This is a genomic window from Escherichia sp. E14S1 (genome assembly GCF_004211995.1).
Classification (GTDB): Bacteria; Pseudomonadota; Gammaproteobacteria; order Enterobacterales; family Enterobacteriaceae; genus Escherichia.
The window spans coordinates 107967-127087 of record NZ_RHJQ01000001.1; the positions used below are offsets into that span (position 1 = coordinate 107967).

The window sequence follows — 19121 nt, forward strand, 5'->3', positions numbered from 1 at the left end:
CAGGACGCCTTGTTAGCAACCGGGAACAGGACGTTCATTCAACCGTGGTCTTCGGGAGTGGGAAATGAAGCCTTTTTTGCGCTGGTGTTTCGTTGCGACAGCACTTACGCTTGCAGGATGCAGTAATACTTCCTGGCGTAAAAGTGAAGTCCTCGCGGTACCATTGCAACCGACTTTACAGCAGGAAGTGATTCTGGCACGTATGGAACAAATCCTTGCCAGTCGGGCTTTAACCGATGACGAACGCGCACAGCTTTTATATGAGCGCGGAGTGTTGTATGATAGTCTCGGTCTGAGGGCATTAGCGCGTAACGATTTTTCGCAAGCGCTGGCAATCCGACCGGATATGCCTGAAGTATTCAATTACTTAGGCATATATTTAACGCAGGCAGGCAATTTTGATGCTGCCTATGAAGCGTTTGATTCTGTACTTGAGCTTGATCCAACTTACAACTACGCGCACTTGAATCGCGGGATCGCATTATATTACGGCGGTCGTGACAAGTTAGCGCAAGATGATCTGCTGGCGTTTTATCAAGACGATCCCAATGATCCTTTCCGTAGTCTGTGGCTTTATCTCGCCGAGCAGAAGCTCGATGAGAAGCAGGCTAAAGAAGTGTTGAAACAGCACTTCGAAAAATCGGACAAGGAACAGTGGGGATGGAACATTGTCGAGTTCTACCTGGGCAACATTAGCGAACAAACGTTAATGGATAGGCTCAAGGCGGACGCAACGGATAACACCTCGCTCGCTGAGCATCTCAGTGAAACCAACTTCTATTTAGGTAAGTACTACCTAAGTCTGGGGGATTTGGACAGCGCCACGGCACTGTTCAAACTGGCGGTTGCCAACAACGTTCATAACTTTGTTGAGCACCGATACGCATTGTTGGAATTATCGCTCCTGGGCCAGGACCAAGATGACCTGGCAGAATCGGACCAGCAATAGCTGACGTACACATCAGCCCGTAATCTTATTTGATTGCCATCACCTTAACGGGTGAGGGCGTTGTTGTTCGTTAATACACCTACTTTGAGCCGGTTCACACTTTTCAATGAAAATTGCTGATCAATTTCATGATGAGTTATGTAGACTGGCCGCCATTAATTTTGAGGCACACGTACTACATGGCTGAATTCGAAACCACTTTTGCAGATCTGGGCCTGAAGGCTCCTATCCTTGAAGCCCTTAACGATCTGGGTTACGAAAAACCATCTCCAATTCAGGCAGAGTGTATTCCACATCTGCTGAATGGCCGCGACGTTCTGGGTATGGCCCAGACGGGGAGCGGAAAAACTGCAGCATTCTCTTTACCTCTGCTGCAGAATCTTGATCCTGAGCTGAAAGCACCACAGATTCTGGTGCTGGCACCGACCCGCGAACTGGCGGTACAGGTTGCTGAAGCAATGACGGATTTCTCTAAACACATGCGCGGCGTAAACGTGGTTGCCCTGTACGGCGGCCAGCGTTATGACGTGCAATTACGCGCCCTGCGTCAGGGGCCGCAGATCGTTGTCGGTACTCCGGGCCGTCTGCTGGACCACCTGAAACGTGGCACTCTGGACCTCTCTAAATTGAGCGGTCTGGTTCTGGATGAAGCTGACGAAATGCTGCGCATGGGCTTCATCGAAGACGTTGAAACCATTATGGCGCAGATCCCGGAAGGTCATCAGACCGCTCTGTTCTCTGCAACCATGCCGGAAGCGATTCGTCGCATTACCCGCCGCTTTATGAAAGAGCCGCAGGAAGTGCGCATTCAGTCCAGCGTAACGACCCGTCCTGACATCAGCCAGAGCTACTGGACTGTCTGGGGCATGCGTAAAAACGAAGCACTGGTACGTTTCCTGGAAGCGGAAGATTTTGATGCGGCGATTATCTTCGTTCGTACCAAAAACGCGACTCTGGAAGTGGCTGAAGCTCTTGAGCGTAACGGCTACAACAGCGCCGCGCTGAACGGTGACATGAACCAGGCGCTGCGTGAGCAGACACTGGAACGCCTGAAAGATGGTCGTCTGGACATCCTGATTGCGACCGACGTTGCGGCCCGTGGCCTGGACGTTGAGCGTATCAGTCTGGTGGTTAACTACGATATCCCGATGGATTCTGAGTCTTACGTTCACCGTATCGGTCGTACCGGTCGTGCGGGTCGTGCTGGCCGCGCGCTGCTGTTCGTTGAGAATCGCGAGCGTCGTCTGCTGCGCAACATTGAACGTACTATGAAGCTGACTATTCCGGAAGTAGAACTGCCGAACGCAGAACTGCTGGGCAAACGCCGTCTGGAAAAATTCGCCGCTAAAGTACAGCAGCAGCTGGAAAGCAGCGATCTGGATCAATACCGCGCACTGCTGAGCAAAATTCAGCCGACTGCAGAAGGTGAAGAGCTGGATCTCGAAACTCTGGCAGCCGCACTGCTGAAAATGGCACAGGGTGAACGTACTCTGATTGTTCCGCCAGATGCGCCGATGCGTCCGAAACGTGAATTCCGTGACCGTGATGATCGTGGTCCGCGCGATCGTAACGACCGTGGCCCGCGCGGCGACCGTGAAGATCGTCCGCGTCGTGAACGTCGTGACGTTGGCGATATGCAGCTGTACCGCATTGAAGTGGGCCGTGATGATGGTGTTGAAGTTCGTCATATCGTTGGCGCGATTGCTAACGAAGGCGACATCAGCAGCCGTTACATCGGTAACATCAAGCTGTTTGCTTCTCACTCCACCATCGAACTGCCGAAAGGTATGCCGGGTGAAGTGCTGCAACACTTTACGCGCACTCGCATTCTCAACAAGCCGATGAACATGCAGTTACTGGGCGATGCACAGCCGCATACTGGCGGTGAGCGTCGTGGCGGTGGTCGTGGTTTCAGTGGTGAGCGTCGTGAAGGTGGTCGTGAAGGCGGTCGTAACTTCAGCGGTGAACGCCGTGAAGGTGGTCGTGGTGATGGTCGCCGTTTTAGCGGTGAACGTCGTGAAGGCCGCGCACCGCGTCGTGATGACTCTACCGGTCGTCGTCGTTTCGGTGGCGATGCGTAATCATCGCTGAACAGCGAACACAGTCTGTAAAATAATATATACAGCCCCGATTTTAACAATCGGGGCTTTTTTTCTGTCTTTTGTACTCATGTACTGGTACAGTGCAATACATAACAACGCAGTCGCACTATTTTTCACTGGAGAGAAGCCCACATGGCAACACTAACCACCACCCAAACGTCACCGTCGCTGCTTGGCGGCGTGGTGATTATCGGCGGCACCATTATTGGCGCAGGGATGTTTTCTCTGCCAGTGGTCATGTCCGGTGCGTGGTTCTTCTGGTCAATGGCGGCGCTGATCTTCACTTGGTTCTGCATGCTGCATTCCGGATTGATGATTCTGGAAGCTAACCTGAATTACCGGATCGGTTCGAGTTTTGACACCATCACCAAAGATTTGCTGGGCAAAGGCTGGAACGTGGTCAACGGCATTTCCATTGCCTTTGTGCTCTATATCCTGACCTATGCCTATATTTCTGCCAGTGGTTCGATTCTGCATCACACCTTCGCGGAGATGTCGCTGAACGTCCCGGCACGCGCGGCGGGTTTTGGTTTTGCACTGTTGGTGGCGTTTGTGGTGTGGTTGAGCACCAAAGCGGTCAGCCGGATGACGGCGATTGTGCTGGGGGCGAAAGTCATTACCTTCTTCCTCACCTTCGGTAGCCTGCTGGGGCATGTACAGCCTGCGACATTGTTCAACGTCGCCGAAAGCAATGCGTCTTATGCGCCGTATTTGCTGATGACCCTGCCGTTCTGCCTGGCGTCGTTTGGTTATCACGGTAACGTGCCGAGCCTGATGAAGTATTACGGCAAAGATCCGAAAACCATCGTGAAATGCCTGGTGTACGGTACGCTGATGGCGCTGGCGCTGTATACCATCTGGTTGCTGGCGACGATGGGTAACATCCCTCGTCCGGAGTTTATCGGCATCGCCGAGAAGGGCGGTAATATTGATGTGCTGGTACAGGCATTAAGCGGCGTGCTGAACAGCCGTAGCCTGGACCTTCTGCTGGTCGTGTTCTCAAACTTTGCGGTAGCGAGTTCGTTCCTTGGCGTAACGCTGGGTTTGTTTGACTATCTGGCAGATCTGTTTGGTTTCGACGACTCGGCTATGGGCCGTTTGAAAACAGCATTGCTGACCTTTGCCCCGCCTGTCGTGGGTGGTCTGCTGTTCCCGAACGGATTCCTGTACGCCATTGGTTATGCCGGTTTAGCGGCTACCATCTGGGCGGCAATAGTTCCGGCGTTGCTGGCCCGCGCATCACGTAAACGCTTTGGTAGCCCGAAATTCCGCGTCTGGGGCGGCAAACCGATGATTGTGCTGATTCTGGTGTTTGGCGTTGGTAACGCATTGATCCATATTTTATCGAGCTTTAATTTGCTGCCGGTGTATCAGTAATCAGCGGTGCCTTATCCGACATGTCTGCTGCCTACACAATGCCTGATGTGCTTCGCTTATCAGGCCTACGTAGGACTGCGTTGCCAGCTCGGATAAGGCTTCCCGCGTTAAAACACACTATCCCAACAACTCTTCATTCACATCCATCGCCAGCTCAAACGAATGCAGCCGCGCCTGGTGGTCGAAAATCTGCCCGTTAACCATAATCTCATCAGCGTCGGTTTCGCGCAGGATCGACTGCAAGCCATGACGCACTTTCGCTTTATCGCCCACCAGCGACATACTCAGTGCCTGCTGCACGCCATACTGCTCGGACGGCGACCAGAACTGATCCATATTTTGAATCGGCGGCGGCAGTTGCCCGGTTTCGCCGCGGCGCAGCTTCACAAAGGCTTGCTGCATCGAGGTAAACAGGAATTCGGCATCGCGGTTGCTGTCGGCGGCGATAATATTGATGCACACCATCGCGTACGGTTTTTCCAGCCGTGCTGACGGTTTGAAGTTGCTGCGATAAAGATGCAGCGCCTGGAACAGCATATCCGGCGCGAAGTGTGAGGCAAACGCGAACGGCAGACCAAGCTGCGCTGCCAGTTGCGCACTGTAAAGGCTGGAGCCTAGCAACCACACCGGGATTTTCTCACCATAGCCCGGTACCGGGCGCACATGCGGATTGGGATCGCGGGCGTCAAACCAGTCCACCAGCTCCGCGACATCGCGGGGGAAATTATCAATATCGCCGCTCATATGACGACGTAGCGCCATCATTGTCCGCTGATCGCTACCTGGAGCACGTCCCAGCCCTAAATCGATTCGCCCCGGATAGAGTGTATTAAGCGTGCCGAACTGTTCGGCAATGACCAACGGTGAGTGGTTAGGCAACATCACGCCGCCGGAACCCAGATGCAGCGTGGTGGTATTCGCCGCCAGATAGCCAATCAATACCGACGTTGCAGCACTGGCAATGCCGGTCATATTGTGGTGTTCAGCCAGCCAGTAGCGATGATAGCCGCGCTTTTCAGCCAGACGGGCGAGGTCGAGAGAGTGGGAGAACGCTTCTCGCGCTGAAGAACCTTCGGGAATGGGGGCCAGATCGAGTAGCGAAAACGCAATGGTTTTATCAGTCATAACAGCTCACTTTGTTACCGATTAATCTTTAATACTGCATTAAAGAGTAGTTAAAGTTGTTAACAAAGTGAGCTATATACTTACGCTTGCAGCTCCAGCCCGGCCAGCCGCCGCCAGTAGCCGTTACAGTCGCTGTTTGCCGTCAGCGGTAGTGGCGCAGCGCCATTTTCATTAGCGCGGAAGGCGTCGAGCATCGCGAAAGTGTCAGTACCCTGCGGTGACAGGCGGACCACATCAACCAATCCCTGCATGGATGCCAGCTCGTTACCGAGGTTGTAAACGTAGCCGCTCATGGTCTGAATGCCGTTGAGTACAAACACTTGTTGGTTTTCCTGCGACAGCACGTTGCGCCCGTTCGGATACTTAATGCAGCAGGTTTCACACTCATCTTTCGGGCGGTCTTCCGAACGCGCGGTAAAGCAGCGGGCGGAGTAGGCCAGTGGCAGATGACCGTAGCTCAGGACTTCCACTTCAAACTGGTTGCGAATGCCCAGTTCATCGCACTGATTAAGCAGATTCACTAGCCAGTCGCGGGAAAGCTCCACCGGCATACACCAGCGCATCATGCCCTGTTTAAGCAATATGTTCAGTGTCACCGCGTTGTAGCAGTTCAGTGCATGCCCGGCGACGAACGGCAGTTTGCGCTCAGCGCACATATTCACCACGCCGAGATCGCTGGCTTCAATCAGAAACTCACCGTTCTCAACATAGCGTTTCAGTTCGCCCAGTTCGGAGGATGCCTGCACAAGCGCCAGCGTGGAGAGCACAATCTGCTTGCCACTTCCGGCGAGCGATTTTGCCATCTCCAGCCAGTCGCCAACTTTGGTTGCCCGGCGCTTGCTGCATACCGCTTCACCAAGATAAATCACGTCGGCGCTGCTGGCTGCGGCCTGCTGATAAAATTCTTCCAGCGTCTCTTTTGGCCAGTACCACAGCACCGGCCCTAAGGAATATTTCATTGCTTTTCTCACTGCCATTTACGGTGATACGCGCCAAGGGTGGTCTGCGTGCCTTCGGACATCGACCCGAGCGTCTCCATCCACGCGCTTTGCGGTATGAAGTTTTGCGGATCGGCCTTACAACGGTCGATAGCCTGACGCCAGACTTTCGCCACCTGGCTGACATACGCCGGGCTACGCTGGCGGCCTTCAATTTTCACCGAAGCAATATTTGCCGCCATTAACTCCGGCAGCAGTTCCAAGGTATTGAGACTGGTTGGTTCTTCAAGCGCGTGATAACGCTCGCCGTCCACCAGATAACGCCCTTTACACAGCGTCGGATAACCTGCGTTTTCGCCGTCCTGATAACGGTCGATCAGCACTTCGTTCAGGCGGGATTCCAGCCCCTGCGGCGTTTGTTGCCAGCGCACGAAGCGGGCCGGAGAACACGCGCCCACGGTGTTGGGCGATTCCCCCGTCAGATACGACGACAGGTAGCAACGCCCTTCCGACATAATGCACAGGCTGCCGAAAGCGAACACTTCCAGCGGTACAGGGGTAACCCGCGCCAGTTGTTTCACCTGATGAATCGACAACACGCGCGGTAGCACCACGCGGGCAACGTCAAAATGGCGATGATAGAAGTTAATCGCCTCTTCATTGGTTGCCGAAGCCTGCACTGACACATGACGCTCAATATGCGGGTATCGCTCGGCGGCGTACTCCAGCATGGCGAGGTCGGCGAGGATCAGCGCGTCGGCACCCAGCTGCGCCGCCATATCCACGGCGCGCTGCCAACGGGCGTAACCGTCCGGATGCGCAAAAGTGTTAATTGCGATGTGAAGTTTGCGGTGATGTTGATGAACAAAACTCACCGCTTCCTGCAATTTTTTCTCGGTAAAGTTAAGGCCGGCGAAGTGACGGGCATTAGTATCATCTTTTAGCCCGATATAAACAGCATCTGCGCCGTTTTCGATGGCCGCCTTAAGCGCCGGGAGATTTCCGGCAGGGCAGAGCAGCTCCATAATTTTTCCTGAAGGTTGCGCAGTCAAAGCGCAAAAATGTTAACGAACTGGGATTTTAGTTAACCCTGCTGCGACAATTTTTGATTTAAGGCAGTTAAAGTTGTATTGGTGGTAGCAGCAATTTCATATGGAATTGTTGATTTATACCGCCATGTTATTTTTCCAATATGGCAAAATAGGATGATTGTTGAAGCAGGGAGTAAAACTCGTGTTGGATAAACTGCGTTCCCGCATTGTGCATTTGGGGCCATCTCTGTTGAGTGTACCGGTAAAACTGACGCCATTTGCGCTTAAACGCCAGGTTCTTGAGCAGGTCTTAAGCTGGCAATTCCGTCAGGCGCTGGACGACGGCGAGCTGGAGTTTCTTGAAGGCCGCTGGTTAAGTATTCATGTGCGTGATATTGACCTGCAATGGTTTACCTCGGTGGTGAATGGCAAACTGGTTGTCAGCCAGAACGCGCAAGCTGATGTGAGTTTTAGTGCCGACGCCAGCGATCTGCTGATGATTGCGGCGCGTAAACAAGATCCAGACACGCTCTTCTTCCAGCGTCGGCTGATGATTGAAGGCGATACGGAGCTGGGGCTGTATGTGAAAAACCTGATGGACGCCATTGAACTGGAGCAGATGCCGAAAGCCTTACGTATGATGCTGCTGCAACTGGCGGATTTTGTTGAGGCGGGAATGAAAACCGCGCCTGAAACCAAACAGACATCGGTAGGTGAACCATGCTAATTCGAGTAGAAATTCCCATTGATGCGCCGGGTATTGATGCCCTGCTGCGTCGTTCATTCGAAAGCGATGCGGAAGCGAAGCTGGTTCACGATCTGCGTGAAGATGGCTTTCTGACGCTGGGCCTGGTGGCGACAGATGACGAAGGTCAGGTCATTGGCTATGTGGCATTCAGTCCGGTTGATGTGCAGGGCGAAGACCTGCAATGGGTCGGCATGGCTCCGTTGGCGGTTGATGAAAAATACCGTGGACAGGGGCTGGCACGCCAACTGGTCTATGAAGGACTCGATTCGCTTAATGAGTTCGGCTATGCCGCAGTGGTGACGCTGGGCGATCCTGCGCTGTACAGTCGTTTCGGCTTTGAGCTGGCTGCGCATCACGATCTGCGTTGCCGCTGGCCGGGCACTGAAAGCGCCTTCCAGGTACATCGTTTAGCGGATGACGCGCTGAACGGCGTAACCGGGCTGGTTGAGTATCACGATCACTTCAATCGCTTTTAATCTCCGGGGTTTGCAGACTCCTTAATAACTCTGCAAACCCTGCGCCTTCCGCTACCAGACGCTCTTTTTGCCGTTTGGTCAGTTGCTTAACGCGATATTCCGCCCGTAGTGCCAGCGAACGGTCACCCACTGGCGCGGAAAACGCCAGCGTTAGTTCACCTTTCCCACGCAGTGCTTTTGCCCCTTTGCCGCTCTGATGTTGCTGATAGCGGCGTTCGACATCCGTGGTGATCCCGGTATAAAGCTTATTGTCGGCGGTACGGATCAAGTAAAGAAACCAGGGTGTCATCGTCTGCGTCACATGTTAAGGTCTGGCCCACAGTATAAAAGAGAACAGCAATGGAAACACTCACCGCCATCAGCCGTTGGCTGGCAAAACAACATGTTGTCACCTGGTGTGTGCAGCAGGAAGGGGAACTCTGGTGCGCTAATGCCTTTTATCTTTTTGATGCGCAGAAAGTTGCCTTCTACATTTTGACGGAAGAAAAAACGCGCCACGCGCAGATGAGCGGGCCGCAGGCGGCGGTTGCCGGAACGGTAAACGGGCAGCCGAAAACGGTAGCGTTAATCCGTGGCGTGCAGTTTAAAGGCGAGATCCGCAGGCTGGAAGGTGAGGAAAGCGACCACGCGCGCAAGGCGTACAATCGTCGCTTTCCGGTTGCCCGAATGCTGTCGGCGCCGGTGTGGGAAATCCGGCTCGATGAAATCAAATTCACCGACAATACGCTGGGCTTTGGTAAAAAAATGATTTGGCTACGTAATTCAGGCACCGAGCAGGCGTAACGCCTCGCGGTTAAACGCTGGCAAATCGTCCGGTGTTCGGCTGGTAACCAGCTGATCTTTATCGACCACCACTTCCTGATCGTAAAATTCCGCGCCCGCGTTTTTAACATCAATAATGATCGGTTTAACGGCGGTCAGTTTGCGCCCCCGAATCACATCGGCGCTGATCAGCAGCTGCGGGCCGTGACAGATGGCGAAAACCGGTTTGCCGCTATTCACAAAATCACGGGTGAAGGTGACAAAACGGTTGTCGCCACGCAGATAATCCGGTGAATGACCGCCTGGTAGCAGCAGGGCATCAAACTCTGCTGGCGTCACTTCATCGATGGATTTATCGATGGTGACGCTGGCTTCTCCTTTTTTGCCTTTCACCGTTTTACCCGCTTGTTTTTCAATGGTAATCACTTCGTGTCCGGCTTTACGGAACTCGTCAGCAGGTGAAGTAAATTCTGAATCCTCAAATTCATCAGTGATTAAAACGGCAATCTTCTTACTCATGTTTCCTCCGTGTTGTTGCATTGGATGAGGCGAATTTCTCACGATCGGGGATAATTACCTCGTAGACTATTAAGCCTGGTGCATGTACCAGGGAGCGCAAGGCGGACAATTCTGTAAAGGAGCGAAGATGAGTCAGGTACTGATTACAGGCGCAACGGGGCTGGTGGGCGGTCACCTGCTGCGGATGTTGATTAATGAACCGAAAGTTAACGCCATAGCCGCGCCGACGCGACGCCCGTTGGGCGATATGCCTGGCGTGTTTAATCCCCATGATCCGCAACTGACCGACGCGCTGGCGCAGGTCACCGATCCCATCGACATTGTGTTTTGTTGTCTCGGCACCACGCGGCGAGAAGCGGGGAGCAAAGAGGCGTTTATTCATGCCGATTACACGCTGGTTGTGGACACCGCATTAACCGGGCGGCGACTGGGCGCTCAGCATATGCTGGTGGTTAGTGCTATGGGTGCCAATGCCCACTCGCCGTTTTTCTATAACCGCGTCAAAGGGGAGATGGAAGAAGCCTTAATTGCCCAGAACTGGCCGAAACTAACCATCGCTCGCCCGTCGATGTTGCTGGGTGACCGTAGCAAACAGCGAATGAACGAAACGCTTTTTGCGCCGCTGTTCCGTTTGTTACCCGGTAACTGGAAATCCATTGATGCGAGAGACGTGGCGCGGGTCATGCTGGCAGAGGCGATGCGGCCAGAGCATGAAGGTGTGACCATTTTAAGCTCTTCAGAATTACGCAAAAGAGCTGAATAATTATTCCCAAGAATTGATAGCGAGCGTAATATTCACGCGCTCAATTATCATAACTTATTCCTGGGGAATGCTATGACTGGTCAGTCTTCATCTCAGGCGGCAACGCCCATTCAGTGGTGGAAACCCGCGCTTTTCTTTCTCGTTGTCATTGCCGGTCTCTGGTATGTGAAATGGCAACCTTACTACGGCAAAGCGTTTACTGCCGCTGAAACCCACAGTATCGGTAAATCTATCCTTGCGCAGGCGGATGCTAATCCGTGGCAAGCGGCGTTGGATTACGCGATGATCTATTTCCTCGCGGTATGGAAAGCGGCGGTGCTGGGTGTGCTTCTCGGCTCGTTGATTCAGGTGCTGATCCCGCGTGACTGGCTGCTGCGCACGCTTGGGCAATCGCGCTTTCGCGGCACGCTGCTGGGAACGCTGTTTTCGCTGCCGGGTATGATGTGTACCTGCTGTGCGGCTCCGGTCGCGGCGGGGATGCGTCGCCAACAAGTGTCGATGGGCGGTGCGCTGGCATTCTGGATGGGGAATCCGTTGTTAAACCCGGCGACGCTGGTGTTTATGGGATTTGTCCTCGGCTGGGGCTTTGCCGCGATTCGTCTGGTGGCGGGGCTGGTGATGGTGTTGCTGATTGCGACGCTGGTGCAAAAATGGGTGCGTGAGACACCGCAAACGCAGGCACCGGTCGAAATTGACATGCCGGAAGTGCAGGGCGGATTTTTTAGCCGCTGGGGCAGGGCGCTATGGACGCTTTTCTGGAGCACGATCCCGGTTTATATCCTTGCCGTACTGGTGTTGGGGACCGCTCGTGTCTGGTTATTCCCCCATGCCGATGGTGCGGTCGATAACAGCCTGATGTGGGTGGTGGCGATGGCGGTAGCAGGATGCTTGTTTGTCATTCCGACGGCGGCAGAAATTCCAATTGTGCAAACGATGATGCTGGCAGGTATGGGAACTGCTCCGGCGCTGGCATTGTTGATGACGCTCCCGGCAGTGAGTTTGCCGTCGCTGATTATGCTGCGTAAAGCGTTCCCGGCAAAAGCCTTATGGCTGACGGGGGCGATGGTGGCAGTGTCTGGTGTGATTGTCGGCGGGCTGGCGCTGTTGTTCTAAATATGCCGGATGCGGCGCGAGCGCCTTATCCGGCCTACGTTTTGTATCGTTGTAGGCCTGATAAGACGCGGCAAGCGTCGCATCAGGCATTACAAGAGCGGCTATTTAATAAACGTAAACGCTGTGGTTACACGCTTCACGCCGCTCACCCGGCTGGCAATATCTGCCGCTGCTTTCGCTTCACGTTCAGTCACCAGCCCCATCAGGAACACTTCACCGTTTTCGGTAGTCACTTTCACGTTGGACGATTTCACCAGATCGCTGGTTAACAGCTGCGAACGCACTTTGGTGGTGATCCACGTATCGTTAGATGCTTCGCCCAGACCAATCGGCTGGCCCTGACGAATCTCGTTATACACTTCATTCGCGCCATCTACGCCCATAGCAATCTGTTTGGCGCGAGCCGAAAGTTCAGAGTTTGGTGACTGCCCAACCAGCAGCACTTTGCCCTGATAGGCCGTTACATTAATGCGCGCTTCTTTCTTAACCTGTTCGTCTTTCGACAATGCGCTGTTCACGCGCACTTCCAGAGTACCATCGTCCACCTGGGTACCGACACTGCGTGGGTCAGTTGCGGCTTTGGTACCCACAGCAGCGGTACCCACTACGGCAGCGGCAACACAACCTTGCAACAGCAGCGCGGAAATAAGGACCGCGATTGGCGATAATGCCTTCATGTATTCTCCTTAATCATCCTGGTGAGGGAAAAGCGTGTTATCGATCAGATCGCACAGGCAATTTACCGTCAGCATATGCATTTCCTGAATGCGAGCACTACGATGCGAAGGAATGCGGATCTCCACATCCTGTGGCCCTAACAAACCTGCAAGTTCACCGCCGTCATAGCCGGTCAATGCCACAATGGTCATATCACGCGTAACGGCGGCTTCAACAGCTTTAACGATATCGCGACTGTTACCGCGAGTAGAAATGGCTAACAATACATCTCCCGCATGACCCAGCGCTCGTACCTGTTTTGCATACACTTCATCATGTAAGCGATCGTTGGCAATCGCCGTTAAGACAACATTATCAGTATTTAGTGCAATGGCAGGTAGGCTGGGCCGCTCCGTTTCGAAACGGTTGATCATGCTGGCAGCAAAATGCTGTGCGTTGGCAGCGGAGGTTCCATTACCACAACAGAGGATTTTGTTGCCATTGAGCAGAGACTGAACCAGCGTCATGGCTGCACGGGAGATGGCATCCGGAAGCGCCTCTGCCGCCGCAATTTGAGTTTGAATGCTTTCAGTGAAGCAAGCTTTAATTCTTTCTTGCACGCTAATCCTTAAACCTTAATTATGAGTGGTCATTAAAGGCATCCTTAATCCACTCAACCTCATTCCCGGTGAAGGCTACCACATCGAACCGGCAATCCACAGTATCAAAACTCCCATTATGACGCGCGAGCCACAAGCGGGCAGTCTGTAATAATTTGTGTTGTTTGCTGCGGGTCACACTGGCTACCGCGCCGCCGTATAGGGCAGAGCGGCGGTAGCGCACTTCGACAAAAACGGTGGTCTGGCCTTCACGCATTATCAGATCGATCTCGCCGCCACGCTCGTTCACGTTAGCGGCGATAAACCGCAGTCCTTTGCCTTCCAGCCAGCGACGCGCTTGTACTTCCCACGCATCGCCAGTCTGTTTAGTGGTTAACTGGCGGGGACTACCTGACCTTGTTGGTACTGTAGCCATGATAACTTCCTGTTAATCACGCAATCCGGGTTAGCCGTCAGACCTCCGGTATTACCGTTGATTTCAAAACCCTGAACCTGGCGCATTTGTGAGAAATGATTTGCCAGCGACCATGCATCAACACCCATTGCATACATGCGAGCCAGCGAATAATCGTTGTTCACCGCGCTGAGCGCCTGCTGCATTAACGGCAGATTACCGCCTGCCAGCATCGGGATCTCGCTGTACTGTAATCCTTCCATCTCAAGTCGGAAATCAGGGCCAGCGGAGCCTTGTGCGCTGCGGGAACTGGCGTACAGCGTTGCGCCGCTATGGCTGCCGTTACGCATGGCGATCATCGGTTTGACGAAAGCGATTTCGCCCGGCGTTGCCACAATATAGACCGCGTCGACACGACCACCGTTATTAGTGAACTGGTCATCGGTTGGTGTGGTTTGCAGCGTCGGATTGTTTGTGGTCATGCCGGAATCAGTTGTCGCTCTGGGGGTAATCGGGCTACCCGTTAAAGCGATGCCGGAGCCGCCATTCACGCCCGCGCGTAATTCGCTGATGGAACCAAATTTTTGTTGCAGAACGGTACCGCCACCCAATTTCTGCCACTCTTGCGCGAAGGCGTTTGCTACGCGGTCGCCAAGCGAACTGCGCGGGATCAGCACCAGCGGCGCCTGTTTCCCCTGGTCACGAATATGACGTGCCGCATCGCGTGCTTCATCTTCCGGCGATAGCGCGAAGTAACAGATATTAGCGCGGTTTTCGATATTTTCCGGCTGATTCAGCGCCAGTACGTTCAGTGGAGTGTTGCTCTTCAGCAACTCCTCAACATTATTTTTCAGCAGCGGACCGACCACAATGCTCGCGCCGTCTTGCTGAACCTGGCTTAAGATCTGGCTAAGCGGTTGTGAAGAGGTATCGTAGATTTTCAGTTCTGCGGCTGGATTCGCTGGCGTGCTTACCGCCGCAGAACTTGCCGCAGGGGCGCTTACAGGCACCGGCTGCGCTGCGGTTTCTTCACCCGTTAGATCGCTAACCGAGGCTTGTGCCGGGCTGGCAACGCCATCCACGGTTTGCGGCTGAGGTTGTTCTGCCACGTCAGCGGCAGGCGCGGTAGCTACCTGAGCCGCCACTGGCTGAGTGCCAATGTTTTTCGCCGCTTCAAAGCCTTGCTGAATTGTGCGACCAAATACCGCAGCCTGACCATTCAACGGCAGCAGCAGGGCGATTTTATTGGTTGACGCTGGTTTGAAAGCTTTTACGTTTACCAACTGCGTTGGCAGCATTTTCGCGCCAGGGTTGTTCGGATAACGTTTTTGCCAGTCGGCGATCCCGGCTTTCATCATGTTGGGATCGTTACGGTTATCAAACCAGACGCGTTGCAGATCCAGCCAGCCTTGCAGGATATTTTCGTCGGCGTTAATCACCAGCGTATTCGCCTGCTGTTGGGTCATGGACGATAGCGCTTGCCAGGTAGCGTCAATATTCTGTTGCTTTTCCTTCGCGCCGAGCAGAGGTTCTTGGGCGACTAACGCACGCAGTAATTCAATGGAAGGACGTCCCTGGCTGGCATCGATTTTCGCCTGCCAGTAGCGCGCCTGCTGATTTTGTTCTAAATCGGTTGGCGTGATTTTTGCCAACAAGGTCTGTGCGCCAGTAAAATCTTTTTGCGCCAGCTTGATTTCTACCGCCAGCAGCGTTTTCTCGCGACGCTGGGTATCGTTTAGTTCTTGCGGTAGTTGGTTAAACAACTCCACCGCTTGCCCGGTTTTGCCTTCTTTCACCAGTGCACGAATGGCGAGTAATTGCCAGTTGATCCTGGTATCATCAGAGCTTTGCTGCATCTGCTGTAGATAAAAGGCAGAATCGGCCTGCGCCGTCCCCTGCATGTAGGCAGTGGACTGATCGGGGGTATGGGTGCCACAACCGGCGAAAATTAGGGCTGCCAGAACAACAGGCAGACAACGCGCGGCTTTCAAACGAGAAAATGTTGAGGGTACCATAATGTATCCAGTGATATTTTTTTTACGCAATGCTCAATATTAAATCGGCAATACGGACGACACAATGAAACAACACCAATCGGCGGATAATTCTCAAGGCCAGCTCTATATTGTACCTACGCCAATCGGTAATCTGGCGGACATTACCCAGCGTGCGCTTGAGGTATTGCAGGCCGTTGATCTGATTGCTGCCGAGGATACCCGTCATACCGGTTTACTGCTGCAACATTTTGGGATAAACGCCCGGTTGTTCGCGCTTCATGACCATAATGAACAACAAAAAGCCGAAACGCTGCTGGCGAAGCTGCAAGAGGGGCAAAACATTGCGCTGGTTTCCGATGCCGGGACGCCGCTGATAAACGACCCGGGCTACCATCTGGTGCGAACCTGCCGTGAAGCGGGGATTCGCATAGTGCCACTACCGGGGCCATGTGCTGCCATCACTGCGTTAAGCGCTGCGGGTTTACCATCCGATCGTTTTTGTTATGAAGGCTTCCTGCCTGCCAAATCAAAAGGTCGTCGCGATGCGTTGAAAGCCATTGAAGCGGAACCACGTACGCTGATTTTTTATGAATCGACCCACCGTCTGTTAGATAGCCTGGAAGATATCGTTGCGGTATTGGGCGAATCGCGCTACGTGGTGCTGGCTCGTGAGCTCACCAAAACCTGGGAAACCATTCACGGCGCGCCCGTTGGCGAGCTGCTGGCGTGGGTAAAGGAAGATGAAAACCGCCGCAAAGGCGAAATGGTGCTGATTGTCGAAGGCCATAAGGCGCAGGAAGACGACTTACCCGCCGATGCACTGCGCACGCTGGCGCTGTTACAGGCCGAGCTTCCGCTGAAAAAAGCGGCGGCGCTGGCAGCAGAAATTCACGGCGTGAAGAAAAACGCGCTGTATAAGTACGCGCTGGAGCAGCAAGGGGAGTGATTTGATTACAGGCGTCGCAGCAGGAATAGAGCTACAACGCCTGTACCAGGCGAGTTAACGACGACACATCTCATCAATCACGCATGTGAAATGGTTATGCAGCCATAAAAACGAAGCCGGGATAGCGGTGGAGACTTTAGCCGTGAGAAAACGCGCTGTTGCATCCTGCTTTCCTTCGCCAGTCACCAGTAGCAAAACTTCGCGGGCATTGAGAATATCCTTCAGTCCTAAGGTGATCCCCCGGGTTACGGGGCGACCCGCGGTTATTAACATTTCATGTTGCTGCGTTCTGGCATCAAGTTGGCTGATATGGCAGGCCGGTTGCAGGCTTTCTCCCGGCTCGTTCAGCCCCAGATGACCGTTTTTCCCCAGTCCAAGTACGCACAAATCGATACCACCTTTGAGCGCAATCAGGTTCGTTACCCGCTCACACTCCGTCTCGTTAATATCTTCAGAGCGAAAGCTGATGAACTGGTCTTCACGTAGCCCCAGCGGCTGTACGATATGTTGCTGAAGGAAGGTTTCGCAGGTGCCGGGCAGGGTTAATGGCAGATCCACCCATTCGTCGAGCTTGACGAAGGTCAGCTGGCTGACATCAACATGCTGCTGGTGGATTTTCTCCACCAGATAATAATACGTCAGTAATGGCGTGGCTCCGGTCGCCAGGCAGATCACGGCGTTCGGTTTACTACGAATCACACCCAATAAATATTCGCTGGCGCGTTCACTTAACGCCGTATAGTTTTCAACTTGCTGAAGGATTTGCACAGGATGAAATTCCTTAAGTAAAGAGGCTCCGTCAGGTGCGATGCTCAGACCGATGGCAAACGCAAAATTGCCTGATGCGCTACGCTTATCAGGCCTACATCGTTTCTGCAATATATTGAATTTGCATGATTTTGTAGGCCGGATAAGGCGGTAACGCCGCATCCGGCATGAACAAAGCGATCTTTGTTAACAATCTGAGGCAGCGCCAGACGCAGTGCCTCGTTTTATTTATAAAATGCCGAAGGCGGAACAAACGATGGAAAGCACAAAAGTCACGCCGATTAACAGCACCGGATGCGCTTTTTTCACCCGCAGGAAGTAATACATCAGCAGGGTATAAGCCATCGGCAAAATATTCGGGAAGACTTTATCGAAGAAATCCTGTTGCAGGGCGACGCTGTGGGTACTGTCGATAGCAAACGACGTCACCACGTTAATATGCACATATGAAGCGATCAGCCCGCCGATTACCGTGATCCCGAGGATGGTTGCCGAACGGGCGATCATCTGCGAGTTTTCTCTAACTTTATCGATAGCCTTTACGCCGACCGAATAACCAACGTGGGTCCAGCCGACGCGGAGGAAAAAGATAATCAGGTACACGGCGAAGAACAGAATCGGCCCCAGCAGGTTTCCCTGGCTGGCAAATGATGAGCAAATTCCCGCCATAATCGGCAACAAAGTGAACCAGAAAATCGCATCGCCAATCCCGGCGATTGGGCCAAACAGCGCCACTTTCAGACCTTTAATGGTGTCGCGGTTTTCCCCTTTCTCTTCCATCGAAATTAACAATCCCATCAGGAATCCGACCAGATTCGGATGGGTATTAATAAATTCGAGGTTATCTTTCATCGCCGCGCTTAAGCCCGGTTTGTCGTCCTTATAAATCTTTTTCAGGATCGGCAACATCGCCCAGGTAAAACCGCCCGCCTGCATCCTTTCGTAGTTAAAGCTCGCTTGCAGCAGCGACGAACGAAAGCCCAGACGGGTGATATCTTTTTTACTGATTTCAGATCCCATTGCTGTAGTCCTCTTCTTCATTTTTACTGGCAACGGGCTGCGGTTGCGCTTGCTGCCGGGATTTCGCATTGAAAAACTCATACACCGCAAAGCCTGCGCCCAGCACGGCAACCGGCAACAGGTTGCTGACCTGGATGTAGCAAACAAACAGGAAACCAGCGATCAGGTAAGGGATATATTGCGCTTTGAACATCACGCGCAGCAGCAGACCAAAACCAACGGCAGGTAGAATGCCGCCAGCCACTTCAAAGCCGTGGGTCAGCCAGGCGGGCATCGCCTTCACCAGCGCCTGCATCGCGCCCTGCGCCAGGTAAGTACAGAGGAAAGCAATCACCGCATACGCTAAAGCGACAATCAGCATTGTTGTCCAGTTAAGTCGGGAAAACGCTGCTGTATCCGCCTCTTTCGCGCATTTATCGGCTTTGGTCATAAATAATGAGAATGCCGAATAGAAGAACAGAATGACGTACTGCATTAACAAACTAAACGGCAGGCCAAGACCAATTGCCGTTTTGGCATCAACGCCCGTAGACCATGCAATGACAGTGGTCATCAGACCCGCCATAATCGGGTTGGGCGGCTGAACACCACCAGCAGGGGTTAATCCGGCGAAAGCCAGCTCTGTCAGACCACCGGTAATTAAGCCAGTCTGAATATCACCGAGAATAGCGCCAGTGAGGGTACAAACGATTATCGGGCGGAATAAAAATAAGGCTTCCAGCCAAAAATCAATCCCCAGAACGAAAACTAACGCCGCCAGGGATAGCCCCTGAATTAGGGTTATTTCATGCATTTTTATTACCTCAAACCAATATT

The 19121-nt window shown here is 53.3% G+C and carries 22 protein-coding genes; 10 read left to right on the forward strand and 12 right to left on the reverse strand.

The window, feature by feature from the left end:
* Positions 1-64 precede the first annotated feature (64 nt).
* The 4 genes from nlpI to mtr all read left to right on the forward strand — a co-directional run bounded on the left by nlpI (position 65) and on the right by mtr (position 4428).
* Entirely contained in the window at positions 65-949 is an 885-nt protein-coding gene (gene nlpI / locus D9734_RS00545) for a lipoprotein NlpI (protein ID WP_130204604.1), read from the forward strand.
* A gap of 106 nt (positions 950-1055) precedes the next feature.
* Complete coding sequence (gene yrbN / locus D9734_RS00550) at positions 1056-1136, forward strand: protein YrbN (RefSeq protein ID WP_010723222.1); 81 nt, start codon at positions 1056-1058, stop codon at positions 1134-1136.
* Positions 1129-3030 carry an ATP-dependent RNA helicase DeaD gene (deaD, locus tag D9734_RS00555; protein WP_130204606.1) on the forward strand — a complete coding sequence of 634 codons (1902 nt, stop codon included), beginning with the start codon at positions 1129-1131 and terminating at the stop codon, positions 3028-3030. Before yrbN ends, deaD begins: the two co-directional genes overlap by 8 nt.
* A gap of 153 nt (positions 3031-3183) precedes the next feature.
* The gene (gene mtr / locus D9734_RS00560; protein ID WP_130204608.1) at positions 3184-4428 is read left to right on the forward strand and encodes a tryptophan permease; all 1245 of its coding nucleotides are present in this window, start codon (positions 3184-3186) and stop codon (positions 4426-4428) included.
* 117 nt (positions 4429-4545) lie between these two features.
* Here the strand turns inward: mtr and D9734_RS00565 are convergent, their stop codons facing one another.
* The 3 genes from D9734_RS00565 to D9734_RS00575 form a co-directional block, all read right to left on the reverse strand.
* Entirely contained in the window at positions 4546-5553 is a 1008-nt protein-coding gene (locus D9734_RS00565; RefSeq protein WP_130204610.1) for a luciferase-like monooxygenase, read from the reverse strand.
* A gap of 80 nt (positions 5554-5633) precedes the next feature.
* Positions 5634-6512: a U32 family peptidase gene (locus D9734_RS00570; RefSeq protein WP_130204612.1), complete on the reverse strand. Its 879-nt coding sequence runs from the start codon at positions 6510-6512 to the stop codon at positions 5634-5636.
* An 8-nt stretch (positions 6513-6520) separates the two neighbouring features.
* The gene (locus D9734_RS00575) at positions 6521-7516 is read right to left on the reverse strand and encodes a peptidase U32 family protein (protein ID WP_130204614.1); all 996 of its coding nucleotides are present in this window, start codon (positions 7514-7516) and stop codon (positions 6521-6523) included.
* Positions 7517-7724: 208 nt separating this feature from the next.
* On the opposite strand from D9734_RS00575, the gene D9734_RS00580 reads away from it, so the two are divergent.
* Positions 7725-8249: an SCP2 domain-containing protein gene (locus D9734_RS00580; protein ID WP_046081285.1), complete on the forward strand. Its 525-nt coding sequence runs from the start codon at positions 7725-7727 to the stop codon at positions 8247-8249.
* A complete protein-coding gene (locus tag D9734_RS00585) occupies positions 8243-8746 on the forward strand; it encodes an N-acetyltransferase (RefSeq protein WP_000908553.1) in 504 nt (167 codons plus the stop codon). Before D9734_RS00580 ends, D9734_RS00585 begins: the two co-directional genes overlap by 7 nt.
* Here D9734_RS00585 and yhbQ read toward each other — a convergent pair.
* Positions 8733-9035, reverse strand: a complete 303-nt coding sequence (gene yhbQ / locus D9734_RS00590) for a DNA damage response exodeoxyribonuclease YhbQ (protein WP_130204616.1) — start codon at positions 9033-9035, stop codon at positions 8733-8735. The two genes, D9734_RS00585 and yhbQ, sit on opposite strands and share 14 nt — an antisense overlap.
* Before the next feature lie 50 nt (positions 9036-9085).
* Between yhbQ and D9734_RS00595 the strand changes: the two genes are divergently transcribed.
* Positions 9086-9529 carry a YhbP family protein gene (locus D9734_RS00595; RefSeq protein ID WP_130204618.1) on the forward strand — a complete coding sequence of 148 codons (444 nt, stop codon included), beginning with the start codon at positions 9086-9088 and terminating at the stop codon, positions 9527-9529.
* Here D9734_RS00595 and yhbO read toward each other — a convergent pair.
* Positions 9509-10027, reverse strand: a complete 519-nt coding sequence (gene yhbO, locus D9734_RS00600) for a protein/nucleic acid deglycase (RefSeq protein WP_000037608.1) — start codon at positions 10025-10027, stop codon at positions 9509-9511. The two genes, D9734_RS00595 and yhbO, sit on opposite strands and share 21 nt — an antisense overlap.
* A 127-nt stretch (positions 10028-10154) precedes the next feature.
* On the opposite strand from yhbO, the gene D9734_RS00605 reads away from it, so the two are divergent.
* A complete protein-coding gene (locus tag D9734_RS00605; RefSeq protein WP_000084526.1) occupies positions 10155-10790 on the forward strand; it encodes an NAD(P)H-binding protein in 636 nt (211 codons plus the stop codon).
* A gap of 72 nt (positions 10791-10862) precedes the next feature.
* Positions 10863-11903: a permease gene (locus D9734_RS00610; protein ID WP_130204620.1), complete on the forward strand. Its 1041-nt coding sequence runs from the start codon at positions 10863-10865 to the stop codon at positions 11901-11903.
* Between the two features lie 101 nt (positions 11904-12004).
* Here D9734_RS00610 and dolP read toward each other — a convergent pair whose 3' ends face one another.
* The 4 genes from dolP to lpoA are packed head-to-tail and all read right to left on the reverse strand — an operon-like array spanning position 12005 to position 15589.
* Positions 12005-12580, reverse strand: coding sequence for a division/outer membrane stress-associated lipid-binding lipoprotein (gene dolP / locus D9734_RS00615; protein ID WP_130204622.1), 576 nt, complete (start codon positions 12578-12580; stop codon positions 12005-12007).
* Between the two features lie 9 nt (positions 12581-12589).
* Positions 12590-13180: a DnaA initiator-associating protein DiaA gene (gene diaA, locus D9734_RS00620; RefSeq protein ID WP_001158034.1), complete on the reverse strand. Its 591-nt coding sequence runs from the start codon at positions 13178-13180 to the stop codon at positions 12590-12592.
* A 19-nt stretch (positions 13181-13199) separates the two neighbouring features.
* The gene (locus D9734_RS00625; protein WP_130204624.1) at positions 13200-13595 is read right to left on the reverse strand and encodes a YraN family protein; all 396 of its coding nucleotides are present in this window, start codon (positions 13593-13595) and stop codon (positions 13200-13202) included.
* Positions 13553-15589: a penicillin-binding protein activator LpoA gene (lpoA, locus tag D9734_RS00630; RefSeq protein ID WP_130204626.1), complete on the reverse strand. Its 2037-nt coding sequence runs from the start codon at positions 15587-15589 to the stop codon at positions 13553-13555. Before lpoA ends, D9734_RS00625 begins: the two co-directional genes overlap by 43 nt.
* A 64-nt stretch (positions 15590-15653) precedes the next feature.
* Between lpoA and rsmI the strand changes: the two genes are divergently transcribed.
* On the forward strand, positions 15654-16517 hold the full coding sequence (gene rsmI / locus D9734_RS00635) for a 16S rRNA (cytidine(1402)-2'-O)-methyltransferase (protein WP_130204628.1): 864 nt from the start codon (positions 15654-15656) through the stop codon (positions 16515-16517).
* Between the two features lie 54 nt (positions 16518-16571).
* On the opposite strand, the gene D9734_RS00640 is transcribed toward rsmI, so the two are convergent.
* The 3 genes from D9734_RS00640 to agaC form a co-directional block, all read right to left on the reverse strand.
* On the reverse strand, positions 16572-17339 hold the full coding sequence (locus tag D9734_RS00640; protein ID WP_130204654.1) for a galactosamine-6-phosphate isomerase: 768 nt from the start codon (positions 17337-17339) through the stop codon (positions 16572-16574).
* 174 nt (positions 17340-17513) lie between these two features.
* Positions 17514-18305, reverse strand: coding sequence for a PTS galactosamine transporter subunit IID (gene agaD, locus D9734_RS00645; RefSeq protein ID WP_130204630.1), 792 nt, complete (start codon positions 18303-18305; stop codon positions 17514-17516).
* Positions 18295-19098 carry a PTS galactosamine transporter subunit IIC gene (agaC, locus tag D9734_RS00650; RefSeq protein ID WP_130204632.1) on the reverse strand — a complete coding sequence of 268 codons (804 nt, stop codon included), beginning with the start codon at positions 19096-19098 and terminating at the stop codon, positions 18295-18297. Before agaC ends, agaD begins: the two co-directional genes overlap by 11 nt.
* Positions 19099-19121: the final 23 nt, after the last annotated feature.

Bases quoted from the DNA above. Each gene is read 5' to 3' on its own strand.
- nlpI (WP_130204604.1), top strand. From the start codon at position 65: ATGAAGCCTTTTTTGCGCTGGTGTTTCGTTGCGACAGCACTTACGCTT.
- yrbN (WP_010723222.1), top strand. From the start codon at position 1,056: ATGAAAATTGCTGATCAATTTCATGATGAGTTATGTAGACTGGCCGCC.
- deaD (WP_130204606.1), top strand. From the start codon at position 1,129: ATGGCTGAATTCGAAACCACTTTTGCAGATCTGGGCCTGAAGGCTCCT.
- mtr (WP_130204608.1), top strand. From the start codon at position 3,184: ATGGCAACACTAACCACCACCCAAACGTCACCGTCGCTGCTTGGCGGC.
- D9734_RS00565 (WP_130204610.1), bottom strand. From the start codon at position 5,553: ATGACTGATAAAACCATTGCGTTTTCGCTACTCGATCTGGCCCCCATT.
- D9734_RS00570 (WP_130204612.1), bottom strand. From the start codon at position 6,512: ATGAAATATTCCTTAGGGCCGGTGCTGTGGTACTGGCCAAAAGAGACG.
- D9734_RS00575 (WP_130204614.1), bottom strand. From the start codon at position 7,516: ATGGAGCTGCTCTGCCCTGCCGGAAATCTCCCGGCGCTTAAGGCGGCC.
- D9734_RS00585 (WP_000908553.1), top strand. From the start codon at position 8,243: ATGCTAATTCGAGTAGAAATTCCCATTGATGCGCCGGGTATTGATGCC.
- yhbQ (WP_130204616.1), bottom strand. From the start codon at position 9,035: ATGACACCCTGGTTTCTTTACTTGATCCGTACCGCCGACAATAAGCTT.
- D9734_RS00595 (WP_130204618.1), top strand. From the start codon at position 9,086: ATGGAAACACTCACCGCCATCAGCCGTTGGCTGGCAAAACAACATGTT.
- yhbO (WP_000037608.1), bottom strand. From the start codon at position 10,027: ATGAGTAAGAAGATTGCCGTTTTAATCACTGATGAATTTGAGGATTCA.
- D9734_RS00605 (WP_000084526.1), top strand. From the start codon at position 10,155: ATGAGTCAGGTACTGATTACAGGCGCAACGGGGCTGGTGGGCGGTCAC.
- D9734_RS00610 (WP_130204620.1), top strand. From the start codon at position 10,863: ATGACTGGTCAGTCTTCATCTCAGGCGGCAACGCCCATTCAGTGGTGG.
- dolP (WP_130204622.1), bottom strand. From the start codon at position 12,580: ATGAAGGCATTATCGCCAATCGCGGTCCTTATTTCCGCGCTGCTGTTG.
- D9734_RS00625 (WP_130204624.1), bottom strand. From the start codon at position 13,595: ATGGCTACAGTACCAACAAGGTCAGGTAGTCCCCGCCAGTTAACCACT.
- lpoA (WP_130204626.1), bottom strand. From the start codon at position 15,589: ATGGTACCCTCAACATTTTCTCGTTTGAAAGCCGCGCGTTGTCTGCCT.
- rsmI (WP_130204628.1), top strand. From the start codon at position 15,654: ATGAAACAACACCAATCGGCGGATAATTCTCAAGGCCAGCTCTATATT.
- agaD (WP_130204630.1), bottom strand. From the start codon at position 18,305: ATGGGATCTGAAATCAGTAAAAAAGATATCACCCGTCTGGGCTTTCGT.
- agaC (WP_130204632.1), bottom strand. From the start codon at position 19,098: ATGCATGAAATAACCCTAATTCAGGGGCTATCCCTGGCGGCGTTAGTT.